Source organism: Paraburkholderia sp. RL17-368-BIF-A (genome assembly GCF_046054045.1).
Lineage (GTDB): Bacteria > Pseudomonadota > Gammaproteobacteria > Burkholderiales > Burkholderiaceae > Paraburkholderia > Paraburkholderia graminis.
The window spans coordinates 78552-92683 of the sequence record NZ_JARESN010000001.1; the positions used below are offsets into that span (position 1 = coordinate 78552).

Below are 14132 nucleotides of genomic sequence, written 5' to 3' on the forward strand. Positions count from 1 at the left end.
ACAGTCACTCCGACGCACCCGCTCCGCTCGGCTGACCTTCGACGCTCACCGCATCCGGCGGCATCACGTCGTCGGGCGTGGGCGTCGGTGCCGACGCCGCTGTGCCGGCGCCGCGCGCTTCGCCGTGGACCGGCTCATTCAGAACCGCCGCACCTGAAGCCGCGCCAGGCGCCGTCAGCAACGGCGGCAGCGCCCGCGTGTCTTCGCTCGCCGCCAAAGCCGCCGCGGCACTCGACGCAGCCGCCTCCGCTTCCGACGAAACAACCTCAACCGGCGCACGCCGCGTCGTATTCCGCGCAGTCACCGCCGCATCCGGCTTGACCGTCGGCGCCGTCGGCGGAAACAGTTGCTGGAACCACGCCCGCAGCCGCTCCGAACGCTCGGCGAACCAGCCAGGCTGGTGCTCGGTGTCGAATTTGACGCGCGTGTCGACGAGCTTCGAGCGCTGCGCGCGCTGGAAAAAATCGCCGACGATCGGCAGCGCGCTATGCGCCCCCTGCCCCCAGTAATCGCTGCGCAAGGTCACGCGGCTGTCGTTGAAACCGACCCACGCGCCGGCCACGAGTTGCGGATGAATCAGGATGAACCAGCCGTCCGCGCTGCCCTGCGTCGTGCCGGTCTTGCCAGCGACGTCGCCGCGCACGCCGAAGCGTCCGCGTATCGCCGATCCCGTGCCGCGATTGACGACGTCGCGCATCACGTCGACGAGCGTGCGCGCCGCATCGGCGGACAGTTCCTGCTGCGGCGGCGTCGGCGCGAAGTCGGCCAGCACCTCGCCGTTGCGGTCCTCGATGCGCGTGACCATCACCGGCTCGACGTATCCGCCGAGGTTGGCGATCGTGCCGTATGCCGAGACCATTTCCTTCAGCGTGACCGGGCTCGTGCCCAATGCGAGCGACGGCACCGCCTCGAGCGGACTGTCGCGCACGCCCATCGCGCGGGCGAGCCGCGCGACCTTGTTCGGACCGACTGTCTGCATCAGTTGCGCGGTGATGCGGTTGCGCGAATACGCGAGGCCGTCGCGCAGCGTGATGGGCCGCTCGCTCGGTTCGTCCTCGTCGCCCGGACGCCAGACTTCGCCGCCCGCGAGTTGAATTTCGACGGGCTGATCGAGCAACGTGTCCGACGGTTTCGCGCCCGCCTCGAAGGCCGCCGCGTAGACGAACGGCTTGAACGTCGAGCCCGGCTGACGCCGTGCCTGCTGGACGTGATCGAACGGGTCCTGGCTGAAATCGCGGCTGCCGACCCACGCGCGGATCTGGCCGTTGCGCGGGTCCATCGCGAGAAAATCGGCCTGCACGCGCGTTTTCGATTCGCATACCGACTGCACGAGGCCGCGGTTCGCCGACACGCGCTTGAGCGCGTCGTCGTCGGAGAGGCCCGTGTCTTTCGCGGCGCGGTAGTCGGGCGTTTCGCGCAGGAACGTCGCGAGCAGGTCCTTGCCGTTCGAACAACCGGCACGGCTGCCCCACGCCGCATTCGCGATGCCCTGCAACTGGTTGCCCTGCAAAATCACCGCCTGCGTGGCCATCGTCTGCAGACGCGAATCGATCGTGGTGCGCACCACGAGGCCGTCGGAGTAAAGGTTGTAGTCGTTGCGGTCGGCCCATGCCGCAAGCCATTTGCGCAGTTGCTGCGCGAAATGCGGCGCGGGCCCGGGCGGCTCGGTCTGCCGCTCGAAGTCGATGCGCAACGGCTTTTTACTGAGCGTCTGATAGGCGGCGGGCGTGAGCTTGCCGAACTTCACCATCTGCGCGAGCACCGTATTGCGCCGCTGCAATGCGCGCTCCGGATTGAGCACCGGGTTGTAATAGCTGTTGCCCTTCAGCATGCCCGCGAGCGTCGCGCTTTCGAGCACGTTCAGCTCCGACGCCGACTTGTCGAAGTACGTGCGCGCGGCCATCTCGATGCCGTACGCGTTGTACAGAAACGGCACCGTGTTCAGGTAGGTTTCGAGGATCTCGTCCTTCGTATAGAGCGCCTCGATCTTGAAGGCCGTGATCGCTTCCTTGAGCTTGCGCGTGAGCGTCGGCGCGCGGCCGATTTCGTCGGGATAAAGATTGCGCGCGAGTTGCTGCGTGATGGTCGAGCCGCCCTGCCGGTCGCCGGAAAACGTATGCAGCGCGGCCGATGCCGTGCGCCGCCAGTCGAGCCCGAAATGCTGATAGAAGCGATGGTCTTCGGTAGCGATCAGCGCATTGACCACGTTCGGCGAGATGTCCTTCAGCTTGACCCACTCGCGGTTGGACGGCTTGAACTCGGCGAGCAGTTTGCCGTCCGCGGAGAGAATGCGCGCCGGCTGCTCGATCTTCGCCTTGCGAATATCGCCGATGCCCGGTGTGAACGGAATCAGGACCAGCACATACAGCACGAACAGCAGCGGAAGCGCCGCGCACGCCTTGAGCACCCCGCGGCGCGTCGGATGGCGCAGATGCCACAGCGCCGCGGCCACGAGCGGGTTCACGCGGGTCAGACCTCGGTCGAGTGTCTCCAGAATCAGGGGAATAAGGCGCTTCACGCTGGCTACCGTCTGCGGGAAAAGGCTGAATCCTACCAAGATGTGCGGGTTGGGCTGATTTTTGCCCGTGCAGCCGTGGGACGGCGGTGGCTTTATTGCAGCTTTGTTGCGGGTTTGTTGCAGCTTTGTTGTGCGTTTGTTGCTGCTTTGCCGATGCTTTTCGGCGGCTTTGCCGGTTCTTGCCGCGGCTCGCCGCTCGTTTGTTGCTCGCTCGCCGCTCGTGTGCTGCTCGTCTGCTGCCTGTTTGCCGCTCCCCGCAGCCGATCCCGCGCGCCGCGCCAGCAGCCGCGCGGGCCACTATAATGTCGCCAATTCCGACAAGAGGTGCTTCATGATCATCAAACCGCGCGTGCGTGGCTTCATCTGCGTAACCACCCATCCGACGGGCTGCGAGGCCAACGTCAAGGAACAGATCGACTACGTCAAGGCACGCGGTCCCATTGCGAACGGCCCGAAGAAGGTGCTCGTGATCGGCGCATCCACGGGCTACGGACTGGCCGCTCGCATCAGCGCGGCGTTCGGCTGCGGCGCGGACACGCTCGGCGTGTTTTTCGAGCGCGGCGGCAGCGAATCGAAGGCCGGCACGGCAGGCTGGTACAACAGCGCGGCGTTCGAGAAGTTCGCCGCCGCCGAGGGCCTCTACGCGACGAGCATCAACGGCGACGCGTTTTCCGACGAAGTGAAGGCGCGCACCATCGAAGTCATCAAGCGCGATCTCGGCCAGGTCGACCTCGTGGTCTACAGCCTCGCCGCACCGAAGCGCACGCATCCGAAAACCGGCGAGGTGTTCACGTCCACGCTCAAGCCGGTCGGCAAGGCAGTCACGCTGCGCGGCATCGATACCGACAAGGAAGTGATCAAGGAAACCGTGCTCGAACCGGCCACGCAAACCGAAATCGACCACACGGTCGCGGTGATGGGCGGCGAAGACTGGCAAATGTGGATCGACGCGCTGCTCGAAGCGGGCGTGCTCGCGGACGGCGCGAAGACCACCGCGTTCACCTACCTCGGCGAGAAGATCACGCACGACATTTACTGGAACGGCTCGATCGGCGCGGCCAAGAAGGACCTCGACCAGAAGGTGCTCGATATCCGCGCGAAGCTCGCGGCCAAAGGCGGCGACGCGCGCGTGTCGGTGCTGAAGGCGGTCGTCACGCAGGCGAGTTCCGCGATTCCGATGATGCCGCTCTATCTGTCGCTGCTCTTCAAGGTGATGAAGGAGAAAGGCACGCACGAAGGCTGTATCGAGCAGGTTTATGGCCTTTATAAGGACAGCTTGTACGGCGCGGCGCCGCATATCGACGAAGAAGGCCGTTTGCGCGCGGACTACAAGGAACTGGATCCGGAAGTGCAGCAACGCGTGGAAGCGCTGTGGGGCCAGGTGACGAACGACACGATCTACGAACTCACGGATTTCGCCGGCTATAAGACCGACTTTCTGCGGTTGTTCGGCTTCGAGATTGCGGGCGTCGACTATGAGGCCGACGTGAATCCCGACGTGCAGATTCCGCGGCTCGTTCAGGTCTGAGTTTTTGCGGGTTTTAGCCGCGTTTTGAGAATGCGGGGCCGCTGCGCCCCGCATTGTTTGTCTCGTTTGCTTCCTCCTCTGCTTTTTCTCCCCCTCGTTCGCTGATGCTGTCGCGCTTACGGCGTGCCGTTGCGGCAGTACTCGCGATACGCATCGCGCGACGCAAGGCGCGTCATGTATGCGTCGACCGCGGGCAGATCGTCGCGTGCAATTGGGGTTTCGAGCCAACGGTTGATCGATAGCGCGATCGGAATGTCCGCGAGCGAGAAGGCGTCGCCCGCGATGAATGCGCCGGTGCGCTGCAATTGTCCTTCGACGATTGCCATGTGCTTCGCCCAGTTCGCGCGCGACGCCTCGATCTGCTGCGCATCGCGATGAGCCGGCGATTGCCGCACGAGCGCGAGAAACGCGTAGCTCCACGAGCGGTTCAATTCGCTTGCCTGCCAGTCGATCCACTGGTCGCAGCGCGCGCGTTCGCGCGGGTCGGCCGGATAAAGCCACTCGCCGCCATAGCGCCCCGCGAGATAGCGGATGATCGAGTTCGACTCCCACAGCACGAAGTCGCCGTCCCTGATGACGGGAACCATCGCGTTCGGATTCAGCGCGAGAAATTCGGGGACGTTGGTTGGACGGAACCCCGCGCCCCAATCTTCCCGTTCGAACGCGAGCCCGAGTTCCGCGCAGGTCCACAGCACCTTGCGCACGTTGATGGAGGTAGGTTTGCCGAGAATCTGCAGCATGGGGCGTGGATGCGGTGGTGGAAGGGAACCGTTACGTTAGCGCGTTGGCGGATTTTCCGCTGGGGCGCGGCGGGTGCCTGCGCGGTTGGGCGCGTTGCTTGCCGGGCGTCTCGTTACCCGCTCCTGCTGCTTGCTGCCGCGCGTCTCGCGCTCGTGTCCGGTTTTGTGCCAACGGGCGAGTGGCCCGCCGTTAAACCAGCGCCCGAACAAAGCGCCGCCCCGCGTGCGCCAGGGTACGCCCGGGAATTGCCGCTGATGAATTCTGCGTGATATTGTTAATCCATGCGGAGGACGGCTGCACGCCGCCTCCCCCGGAAAGCAATTTACCGCAGCGAGCGTCGCCATGAGTGATGTACGCCACCATCTGAGTCCGCGGGACCGTCTGGAGCTGTTGTGCTGGCTCACATGCGGCAGCCTCGGCGCTTACTACCTCAACGAGGACTGGCCCGACGCCGCGTTCCACGTGCAGGCCGCCCACAAATGGCTCGACCGGCGCGCGCGCGAGGCCGACTGGCTCGCCATCGCCAAGCTGTCGGCCACCGCGCTGGAAATCGCCCGCCGGCACGCGCGCTTCGTCGACACCGACTGGGCCCGCGACGCCGTCGAGGAAATTCTCGACACCGACGAACTCGATCCGCAAGCGCGGCTCGTCCGGCAGGTTCTCGCGGACTGCGAGAAGGCGCTGGCGGACCGGCGGACGGCGGACTGATTGGTATCGAGAGGGCAAGCTGGCGCCGCCGCGCGTTTTTTGCCCGCAAGTCTAAAAACGAACGTTTCGCACGAATCCCGACGCCGAACTCTGGCGGGGCGGGAAGCCGTTTCAGCAGCAAGTCCGCATCTCGCGCTTCGCCGTGGCCGCCATCTCTTCAAACCCGCGAAAACACCTGCGCGACACGCCTTCCCTCCCGCGTCCCCTCCGTAAAAACACCCGCCCAAACCACCTCGCCTCCCTCTCCCCAGCCGCTAAAATACCGGGCACATCGCGCGTCGCGCTTCCCTCTCCCGGTCGAACATCTTGAAACGCAAAATGCCGGCGCTGAACGCGCTCAAAGCCTTCGAAGTGGCTGGCCGCACCGGCAGCTTCACGCGCGCCGCGGAATTGCTGAACGTCACGCAAAGCGCCGTGAGCCGGCAAGTGCGTCAACTCGAGGCGCAAATCGGCGAGACGCTGCTGCAACGCCATCATCACCATCTCGAACTGTCGGCGGCCGGGCGCGTGCTGTTGCAGGCGCTGCAGCAATCGTTCGACCGTATCGAACTGACGGTGCGCAGCCTGCAGGAGAAAACGCATCGCAACCGGCTGCGCATCAACGCACCGCCCACCTTCACGAGCCGCTGGCTGATGCCGCGTCTCGGCCGGCTGCGCGACGCGCATCCGCATCTCGAACTGAGCCTGTCGACGCGCATCGACGACAAGCTCGCGGAATCCGGCGTGCTCGATTGCGCGATCCGCTTCGGCAACGGCGAGTGGGAAGGTTTCGACAATCGTCTGTTGATGAACGAGCGGCACGTCGCCGTCTGCGCGCCCGCGCTGCTCGCGCGCCAGGCCGGGCGCGCGTCGATCGATCTGAACGAATTCACGCTGCTGCACGTATTGGCGAGCGCGGATCAGCGTTACCTGACCTGGCAACACTGGCTGAAGGCGGCCGGAATCGACAATGTGGATACGCGCGGCGGCTATGAATTCGATCTGCTCGACCACGCGATTCGTGCCGCCATCGACGGCCTCGGTGTGACGATTGCCGACCGTCACATGGTCGCGCGTGAACTCGCCGACGGGCAACTGGTGCAGGTGCTGAACGTGCACGTCGACGGCCATCAGTCGTACTGGCTCGTGACGCGCGCCGGGCAGGAGGAATTGCCGCATGTCGCGCTGTTTCGCGACTGGCTGCAACAGGAAATCTGGCTGGGCGAGCGGTCTTTCGAAGGGTCGGAGGCGATGCCGCTCGGCGACGTCTAACGTGTAGTGAAACGCGCGGCGTCAACCGCGTTTGTTTTTCACAGAGTGCCGATAAAAAACGCGCCGATCGCATTGCATCGGCGCGCTGTCCTCGTCAGCTTGAACACAACGCCGACACCCCTCAAGCGGCGCTAGCCCACTCCGCCACCTCAGCCTCGCGCGCGCCCTGCGCGGCGGCGTCTTCGAGAATCATGTCGGCGCCCTTCTCCGCGACCATCATCGTCGGCGCATTGATGTTGCCGGATGTGATGTTCGGGAAGATCGACGCATCGACGACGCGCAAGCCCGCCATGCCGTGCACGCGCAAACGCGCATCCACCACCGACGTCCGCGGATCGTCGCCCATCGCGCACGAGCCGCACAGGTGATAGATCGAGCCGGACTGCTCGCGGAAATATTGCAGGAAGTCCTCGCGCGACGCGACCTGCGGCCCCGGCGAGATTTCCTCGACTGTGATCTCCTTCAGTGCTGGCGAGCCCATGATCTTGCGCACGAGTTCGCAACCCTGGATCACCTCGTCGATGTCCTTCTGCGTGCTGAGCGCGTTCAGGCGAATCTTCGCGGCGTCGGCCGCGCGATTCGACGCGATTTCGATCGAGCCGCGGCTCGTCGGCCGGCAAGGGTTGAATGCGAGCAGGAAGCCCGAGTACGGCTCCGGTTCGAGATTCGCCTTGCTGCTCTTCGGAATGCGGTACGACAGCGGATTGAAGTAAAGCTGCAGGTTCGGCTGCGCCTCGCGTTCGCTGCCTTTGAAAAAACCGCCCGACTGATTCACGCTCATTGCAAGCGGCCCCTTGCGCGTGAGCAGATATTGCAGCCCGAGCTTGAGCTTGCCGAGAAGCGGCCGCATTTCGTCGTTGAGCGTTTTGACGTTCGCGCGGTAGTAGAAGCTCACGCACAAATGGTCCTGCAAATTGCGGCCGACGGCGGGCAACTCATTGACGGTGGCGATGCCGTGTTTCGTGAGCAGCGCACTGTCGCCGACGCCGGATAATTGCAAGAGCTTCGGCGAATCGACCGCGCCCGCGCACAAGATCACCTCGCGATTCGCCATGAAACGCCGCACGGCGCTTTTCTGCGCGACGCCGTTCTGCGTGACGCTCACGCCAATCGCGCGCCGCTCGCCGTCGAACAGCACACGATCGACCAGCACGTTATGCTCGATCGTGAGATTCTTCCGCGCGAGCGCCGGATGCAGATACTCGAAGCTGCTCGACGAGCGCTGACCATTGCGCGTGTTGACATCGTAAATACCGGCGCCTTCGAATTGCGCGCCGTTGAAGTCGTCGCTGCGCTGATAGCCGGCCTGATCGCAGCCCTTCAGAAAGACGTGGCAAATCGGATGCACGGCGTCTTTCATCGGCGAGATGCGGATCGGCCCATCGGCGCCGTGATATTTCGTATTGCCAAGCGGATGCGATTCGAGCTTGCGGAAATACGGTAGCACGTCGCGAAACGCCCAGCCGGAGTTGCCCGCTGCCGCCCAATCGTCGAAATCGCTCGCTTGCCCGCGCACGTAAATCATCGCGTTGATCGAGCCGGAGCCCCCCTGCACCTTGCCTCGCGGACAGTAAATAGGCCGGTTATCCAGCGTTTTTTCCGGCTCGCTGTAATACATCCAGTTATAGGTTTCGTTGTAGTAGGTCTTTGTAAAACCCACTGGAATCCTGAACCAGAACGAACTGTCCTTGCCGCCCGCCTCGAGCAGCAGCACCGAATATTGGCCCGACGCCGACAGGCGATTAGCGAGAATGCAGCCCGCCGAACCCGCGCCGACGATGATGTAATCGTAGTTCATGCTCTAACCCTTGGCCGGCGCCAGATCTTTCACGTCGGCAGGTTGTGCGGCCATTTGCAGATGCAGACGCTCGCCTGTGTACGGCGTGTGCTGTGCGACGACTTCCATGTTCAGCTCGACGCCAAGGCCAGGTTCGCGCGACGGAATGATGTAGCCGTCTTCCCATTGAATCGGCTTCTTCAAAACCGCCGCATGAAAACCGTCCCACGTGCCGATGCTTTCCTGAATCAGGAAGTTCGGCGTGCATGTCGCCAACTGAATGCTTGCGGCCGCACCAATCGGACCGTTGTACAGATGCGGTGCGATCTGCGCGTAATAAACCTCGGCGAGCGCGGCCACTTTCTTTGCTTCGAGCAGACCGCCCACGCGCGCCACGTTCAATTGCAGAATCGATGCGGCGCCCGCTTGCAGCAGCCTGAAAAATTCGTACTTCGTAGTCAGCCGCTCGCCGGCTGCAATCGGAATGCTCGTGTGCCGCGAGACTTGCGCCATCGCGTCTTCCTGGCCGGGCGGCACGGGTTCCTCGAACCATAGCGGATCGTATTTTTCGAGGCGCTTCGCAAGCCGGATTGCCGATGAAGGCACCATCTGTCCATGCGTACCGAACAGCAGATCGGCCTTGCTGCCCACCGCTTCACGCACGCGCCGGCAGAATGTCTCGCAGCGGTCGAGTACTTCCATCGACAGTTGATGCCCCGAGTACGCCGTGTACGGCCCGGCCGGATCGAACTTCACCGCGGTAAAGCCGCGCTTCACATTCCCGGCGGCGCATTCGGCGGCAAGATCGGGATCGTCGTAGTCGTATTCGCCGCGGCTGTTCTTCGGGTACAGGTACGTGTATGAGCGCAGACGCTGATTCACCATGCCGCCGAGCAATTCGTAAACCGGCTTGCCCGCTGCCTTGCCGATAATGTCCCAGCACGCCATTTCGAGGCCGCTCACCACGCCCATCATCGTCAGATCGGGACGTTGCGTGAAGCCGCTCGAATAGGCTTCGCGCCACAAGCGCTCAATATGATGCGGGTCCTTGTCGAGCAGATAGCGCGCAAAGACATCGTCGACGATATGCGTCATTGCTTTCGGATGAAACGTCGCCGAATAGATTTCGCCGACGCCTTCAATACCGCAGTCGGTTTTCAGCTTGACGAAGATCCAGTACATGCCGCCCACGTGCGGCGGCGGTACGGCAACGATATGCGTTTCGAGGGAGACAACTTTCATTTACGCAACCTCTTTCCTGTTAAGCATGTTTCTCAACGCGAGCCCCGCAAAACCGCCGAGCGCCGCCATCCCGGCCACATAGCCGAAATACAGCTGATAGCCGAATACGCCGGGGAACGTCTGTGTCAGATAACCGTTGATGAGCGGCAGAAATACGTCGGGCGAATAACCGAGTACGGAGATGAGGCCGATGGCGAGGCCCATCGTCGAAACGGGGATGTTGCAGCGGTCCAGCAGCGACCAGTAAAGCCCGCGAATCGCATAGGTCAGAATGCCGATGAACAGCACGAGGAACACCAGCAATACGTGGCTCGCAATGCGTGGTGCGGCCATCAGTCCGAGCAGGGACAGCGCGGCGAGAAACAGCGCGATGACCAGCACCGATACCTTCGAGTAACGGTCGCCGAGAAAGCCGCCGCCGATGCCGCCAATCGGCCGCATCCACAGTTTGAGCGTGGTGATCGTGCCGGCCATGACGACGGTCAGGCCGATTTCGCCTTCGTGCAGATAGGCGGAAAAGCTATACGTCGCCCAGAACACCTGGTAGCCGCAGAACACGATCGCCGCGACGAGCCACAACTCCGGAATCTTTGCGAGCGTGGCGAGATCGGCGAGCACGTTGTTGCGCCGGCGCGCAGCGCGATTGGCGGCGGCCTCGCGCGCGCCCTGCTCGCCTTGCGGGTCTTTGACAAGAACGAGCACCACACCGAGCGCAATGCACAAGAACGCGTACATGTAGACGACCATTCTGAAACCCGCGGCGACTGACTCGCCCTTCGTCTGCGTCGCCCATGCGAAGAGCGTGATCGCGACGGTCGCGAGCATCGCCTCGATAAGCCCACGCCCGCCGTCGAGCAGACCGAAGAAGCGGCCTTGCTCGTCGGCGCCGGCGATCATCGTCACGCGTTTGATCACAGCGGCCCAGAACGTCAGGCCGGTCGACAAGCCCCAGCCACCGAAGATCAGCATCAGCATCTGAAACGAAGGCGCGGTCGAATACCAGAGCCCGAGCACGCCGGTCGCGATCAGCGAAAAACAGATCAACAGGCGTGGCGCGATGCGGTCCGCGAGCCAGCCGCTCGGCAGATAGCTCAGCAGAAAAATCGTGCCGAGCGACGAATACAGATAGCCGAGTTGGCTATCGGTGATATGAAACACTTCGAGCATCGTCGGCTGATAAACCTGCCGCAGATACAGGATCGGATAGATCGCGCCGGCTGCGAGAACCAGCAACATCAGTTGCGTATAACGGCGCGCTTTGGTGTTTTGCAGCGCGGTTTGCAGGTCGTTTTCGTTTAACGCCAGCGCTGCGGCGTTCGAAGCGGATCGGACGGGTTGAGATGACACGTGAGCCTCCTGAGAGACCCCGCGCCGCATGAGCGGCCCGTGAGTCTCCAATATGTTTTGATGTTTTGTTATGAATGAGCAGCGGTTTTGCTGCGTGTTTGCATCAGTACTTCATGACGACAAGACGCGTCTGCGTGAATTCGAGCATGCCGTGCTTGCCGTCGTCGCCGCCGAGCCCCGAGCGTTTCCAGCCGGCATGAAAGCCCTGATACGGATCGGCCGGCGTGCGGTTCACATACAACTCGCCCGCCTCGATGCCGTTGGCGATCTTCATCGCGCTGCGATAGTTCTCGGTGTAAAGCACCGACGACAAACCGAACTGGTGATCGTTGGCCATCTCGAGTGCTTCGTCGAGCGTGCGGTATTTGACGACCGGCATCACGGGGCCGAAGGTCTCTTCCTGCACGATCTCCATGTCCTGCCGGCAGTTCGACAACAACGTGGCCGGATAGAAGAACCCTTTGCGTTCCGTCGACGCCGGCAGCTTGCCGCCTGTTTCCAGCGTCGCGCCTGCTGCAACCGCGCGCTCGACCATCGCGTGAATCGACTGACGCGATGCTTCATTGACGAGCGGACCCATCAGCGACGGCTGTTCGCTGCGGTCGCCGAACTCGACTGCGCTCATGTGGCGCTTGAGCAGCGCGACGAAGCGGTCATGCACGCTTTCCTGCACATAGACGCGTTCGATTGCCGTGCAAAGCTGGCCGCAGTGCGTGGTTTTCGACGCGACCAGTTCACGCGCGGCTTTTTCCAGATCGGCGTCGGCTTCGATAATGGCCGGCGTCTTGCCGCCCAGTTCGAGCGACGGCTTCGCGATATTCGCCTTGCAGTACTCGAGCACCTTGCGGCCCGCGCCGACGCTGCCCGTCAACGTGATCATGCCGACCTTGGGATGCGTGCACAGCGCCTCGGCGGTCGCATGATCCATCGCGAGAATGTTGACGACGCCTGCGGGCAAACCGGCCTTCTCGACGGCCTTCGCGATTTCGAACGCCGAAGTCGGTGTGTTGTTGCTCGGGCGCACGACGACCGTGTTGCCCGCGATCAGCGCGGGCGCCACCTTGCGCATGAACGTGTAGACCGGGTAGTTGAACGGAATCAGGCACGCGACCACGCCGATCGGCTCGCGATGCAGCACGAGGTTTTCGTCGGGCGTATCGCTTGGAATCACTTCGCCTTCGATGCGGCGCGCCCACTCCGCGTGGTAACGCGTGATCTGCGCGGCGTAGATCGCTTCGTTGGTGGCATCGGCGAGACTCTTGCCCGATTCGAGCGCGAGCGCCGCGCCGATGGCCGGCGCGCATTCGGTGAGCGCGTCGGCGAGCTTGTGCAGCCACGCGCCGCGTTCCACCGACGGCAGCTTGCGCCACGCCTTTTGCGCGAGCGCGGCGGCATCGACGGCGGCCACGGCTTCCGCGCGAGTCGCGGCGGTGACGTGCGCAATGAGCGCTTCGGTCGCTGGGTTGTGGACGGCGATCAACGCCTGATGCGTGGGTGAACCGGCATCGGCGGCCGGTTCGAGAAAGCGGCCGTTCACATAGTTCCGGTCGAGTCGCATGTTCGTCTCCTTCGTTTTCTTGCCTGCGGAAAACGCATGCCTTGCGTTTCCGTCTTCATGCAAAAGTGCATGGACGGAATTTTTGTCGGCCTGATTACCGGCCACAAGCGAATAATTCGCGGGACAAACATTCGAAAAAATCACGTTTATCCAGGGATGTGCCTCATACGCGAGCCGCATCTCGAATAGCAGAATCCGGGCTTCGCCAAAAAGCAGCGGCCACGCCGGGTCCTCATGCGCGGCCGCTCATTACCAACGTCTGGAGTTCACGATGATGAGAAAGAACCTGTCCGCCACGGCTACTGCGCAGGCCATTGCGGGCGCTATCGCCGCCCTCGCCTCGCTGGCCAGTCCCTGCGCGTTCGCGCAAAGCAGCGTGACGCTGTACGGCGTGCTCGACGAAGGCCTCGACTACACCAACAACGCCGGACGCGGCGCGGTATGGGAAATGGCGAGCGGCTACGCACAAGGCAGTCGCTGGGGCCTGAAGGGCTCGGAAGATCTGGGCGGCGGGACGCAGGCCGTGTTCCAGTTGGAGAACGGCTTCGACATCAATTCGGGGCGGCTCGGCCAGGGCGGCCGCATGTTCGGCCGCCAGGCGTACGTGGGTTTGAGCGACAACCGGTTCGGCACGCTCACGTTCGGACGACAGTACGACTCGGTTGTCGATTACCTCGCGCAGACCACGGCGAACGGCAACTGGGCCGGCTATCTGTTCGCGCATCCGTACGACAACGACAACACCGACAACTCGTTTCGCCTCGGCAACAGCGTGAAATACGCGAGCCCGAATTTCGCGGGCCTGCAGTTCGGCGGCGTCTACAGCTTCAGCAACGACACGAACTTCGCGAACAATCGCGCGTACAGCTTCGGCGCGCAGTACGCGACCGGCGGGCTTCTGATTGCGGCCGCCTATCTGCAGGCGAATAACCCCGGCGTGGGCGCGACCGGCGCAATCACGGCGAACGACGCGAGCTTCATCGCCGGACGCATGCGGGTTTTCGGCGGCGGCATCAACTACACGTTCGGCTCGGCCACCGCCGGTTTCGCCTACACGAACTCCAGCTACAGGAGCCCAACGGGCAACGGCTATATCGGCGTGCCGCTCGCGGCGGCGGGCGTGACGTTGAACACGCTGAAGTACCAGAATTTCGAAGTGAATGGCAAATACCAGTTCACGCCCGCGTTTTTCGTCGGTGCGCAGTACGTGTACACGATGGAGAATTACGACGCGTCGTCAGGCGGCGTGAAGCCGAAGATTCATTCGGCCGGTCTGATGGCGGACTACAACCTGTCCAAACGCACGGACGTTTACGTGCAGGGCGTGTATCAGAAGGTCACGGGAGACTCGACGCATTCGATCCTCGATAACGCGTTTATTCCGGGCGTACAGGCGCCGTCGTCGACGGGTACGCAGGTCGCCGCGCGAGTCGCGCTGCGTCATAAGTTCTAACGTCGACGA

10 protein-coding genes are annotated in these 14132 nt (G+C 63.1%); 4 read left to right on the forward strand and 6 right to left on the reverse strand.

Annotated features, from left to right (window positions below):
* Positions 1 to 4 precede the first annotated feature (4 nt).
* Positions 5 to 2518, reverse strand: a complete 2514-nt coding sequence (locus P0D87_RS00345) for a penicillin-binding protein 1A (RefSeq protein WP_053858106.1) — start codon at positions 2516 to 2518, stop codon at positions 5 to 7.
* Positions 2519 to 2849: 331 nt separating this feature from the next.
* Here P0D87_RS00345 and fabV point away from each other — a divergent pair, with 331 nt between their 5' ends.
* A complete protein-coding gene (gene fabV / locus P0D87_RS00350) occupies positions 2850 to 4046 on the forward strand; it encodes an enoyl-ACP reductase FabV (protein WP_006049027.1) in 1197 nt (398 codons plus the stop codon).
* Between the two features lie 116 nt (positions 4047 to 4162).
* On the opposite strand, the gene P0D87_RS00355 is transcribed toward fabV, so the two are convergent.
* Positions 4163 to 4786 (reverse strand): glutathione S-transferase family protein, encoded by a 624-nt coding sequence (locus P0D87_RS00355; protein WP_053858105.1) that lies wholly within the window; start codon positions 4784 to 4786, stop codon positions 4163 to 4165.
* 343 nt (positions 4787 to 5129) lie between these two features.
* Between P0D87_RS00355 and P0D87_RS00360 the strand changes: the two genes are divergently transcribed.
* Both P0D87_RS00360 and P0D87_RS00365 read left to right on the forward strand, forming a co-directional pair.
* Positions 5130 to 5495 (forward strand): hypothetical protein, encoded by a 366-nt coding sequence (locus P0D87_RS00360; RefSeq protein WP_006049025.1) that lies wholly within the window; start codon positions 5130 to 5132, stop codon positions 5493 to 5495.
* Between the two features lie 318 nt (positions 5496 to 5813).
* Positions 5814 to 6746: a LysR substrate-binding domain-containing protein gene (locus P0D87_RS00365; protein WP_006049024.1), complete on the forward strand. Its 933-nt coding sequence runs from the start codon at positions 5814 to 5816 to the stop codon at positions 6744 to 6746.
* 121 nt (positions 6747 to 6867) lie between these two features.
* Here the strand turns inward: P0D87_RS00365 and P0D87_RS00370 are convergent, their stop codons facing one another.
* From P0D87_RS00370 to aldA, 4 genes are all read right to left on the reverse strand, one after another.
* On the reverse strand, positions 6868 to 8544 hold the full coding sequence (locus P0D87_RS00370) for a GMC family oxidoreductase (protein WP_053858104.1): 1677 nt from the start codon (positions 8542 to 8544) through the stop codon (positions 6868 to 6870).
* Between the two features lie 3 nt (positions 8545 to 8547).
* Positions 8548 to 9765, reverse strand: a complete 1218-nt coding sequence (locus P0D87_RS00375; protein ID WP_053858103.1) for a mandelate racemase/muconate lactonizing enzyme family protein — start codon at positions 9763 to 9765, stop codon at positions 8548 to 8550.
* Complete coding sequence (locus tag P0D87_RS00380; RefSeq protein WP_171799843.1) at positions 9766 to 11112, reverse strand: MFS transporter; 1347 nt, start codon at positions 11110 to 11112, stop codon at positions 9766 to 9768. It lies immediately after the preceding gene.
* A 103-nt stretch (positions 11113 to 11215) separates the two neighbouring features.
* Positions 11216 to 12670: an aldehyde dehydrogenase gene (gene aldA / locus P0D87_RS00385; protein WP_053859025.1), complete on the reverse strand. Its 1455-nt coding sequence runs from the start codon at positions 12668 to 12670 to the stop codon at positions 11216 to 11218.
* A 274-nt stretch (positions 12671 to 12944) separates the two neighbouring features.
* Between aldA and P0D87_RS00390 the strand changes: the two genes are divergently transcribed.
* On the forward strand, positions 12945 to 14123 hold the full coding sequence (locus tag P0D87_RS00390) for a porin (protein WP_053859024.1): 1179 nt from the start codon (positions 12945 to 12947) through the stop codon (positions 14121 to 14123).
* Positions 14124 to 14132: the final 9 nt, after the last annotated feature.

Coding starts and splice junctions, on each gene's coding strand:
- P0D87_RS00390 (WP_053859024.1), top strand. CDS start 12,945: ATGAGAAAGAACCTGTCCGCCACGGCTACTGCGCAGGCCATTGCGGGC.
- P0D87_RS00365 (WP_006049024.1), top strand. CDS start 5,814: ATGCCGGCGCTGAACGCGCTCAAAGCCTTCGAAGTGGCTGGCCGCACC.
- P0D87_RS00370 (WP_053858104.1), bottom strand. CDS start 8,544: ATGAACTACGATTACATCATCGTCGGCGCGGGTTCGGCGGGCTGCATT.
- fabV (WP_006049027.1), top strand. CDS start 2,850: ATGATCATCAAACCGCGCGTGCGTGGCTTCATCTGCGTAACCACCCAT.
- P0D87_RS00360 (WP_006049025.1), top strand. CDS start 5,130: ATGAGTGATGTACGCCACCATCTGAGTCCGCGGGACCGTCTGGAGCTG.
- P0D87_RS00355 (WP_053858105.1), bottom strand. CDS start 4,786: ATGCTGCAGATTCTCGGCAAACCTACCTCCATCAACGTGCGCAAGGTG.
- P0D87_RS00375 (WP_053858103.1), bottom strand. CDS start 9,765: ATGAAAGTTGTCTCCCTCGAAACGCATATCGTTGCCGTACCGCCGCCG.
- aldA (WP_053859025.1), bottom strand. CDS start 12,670: ATGCGACTCGACCGGAACTATGTGAACGGCCGCTTTCTCGAACCGGCC.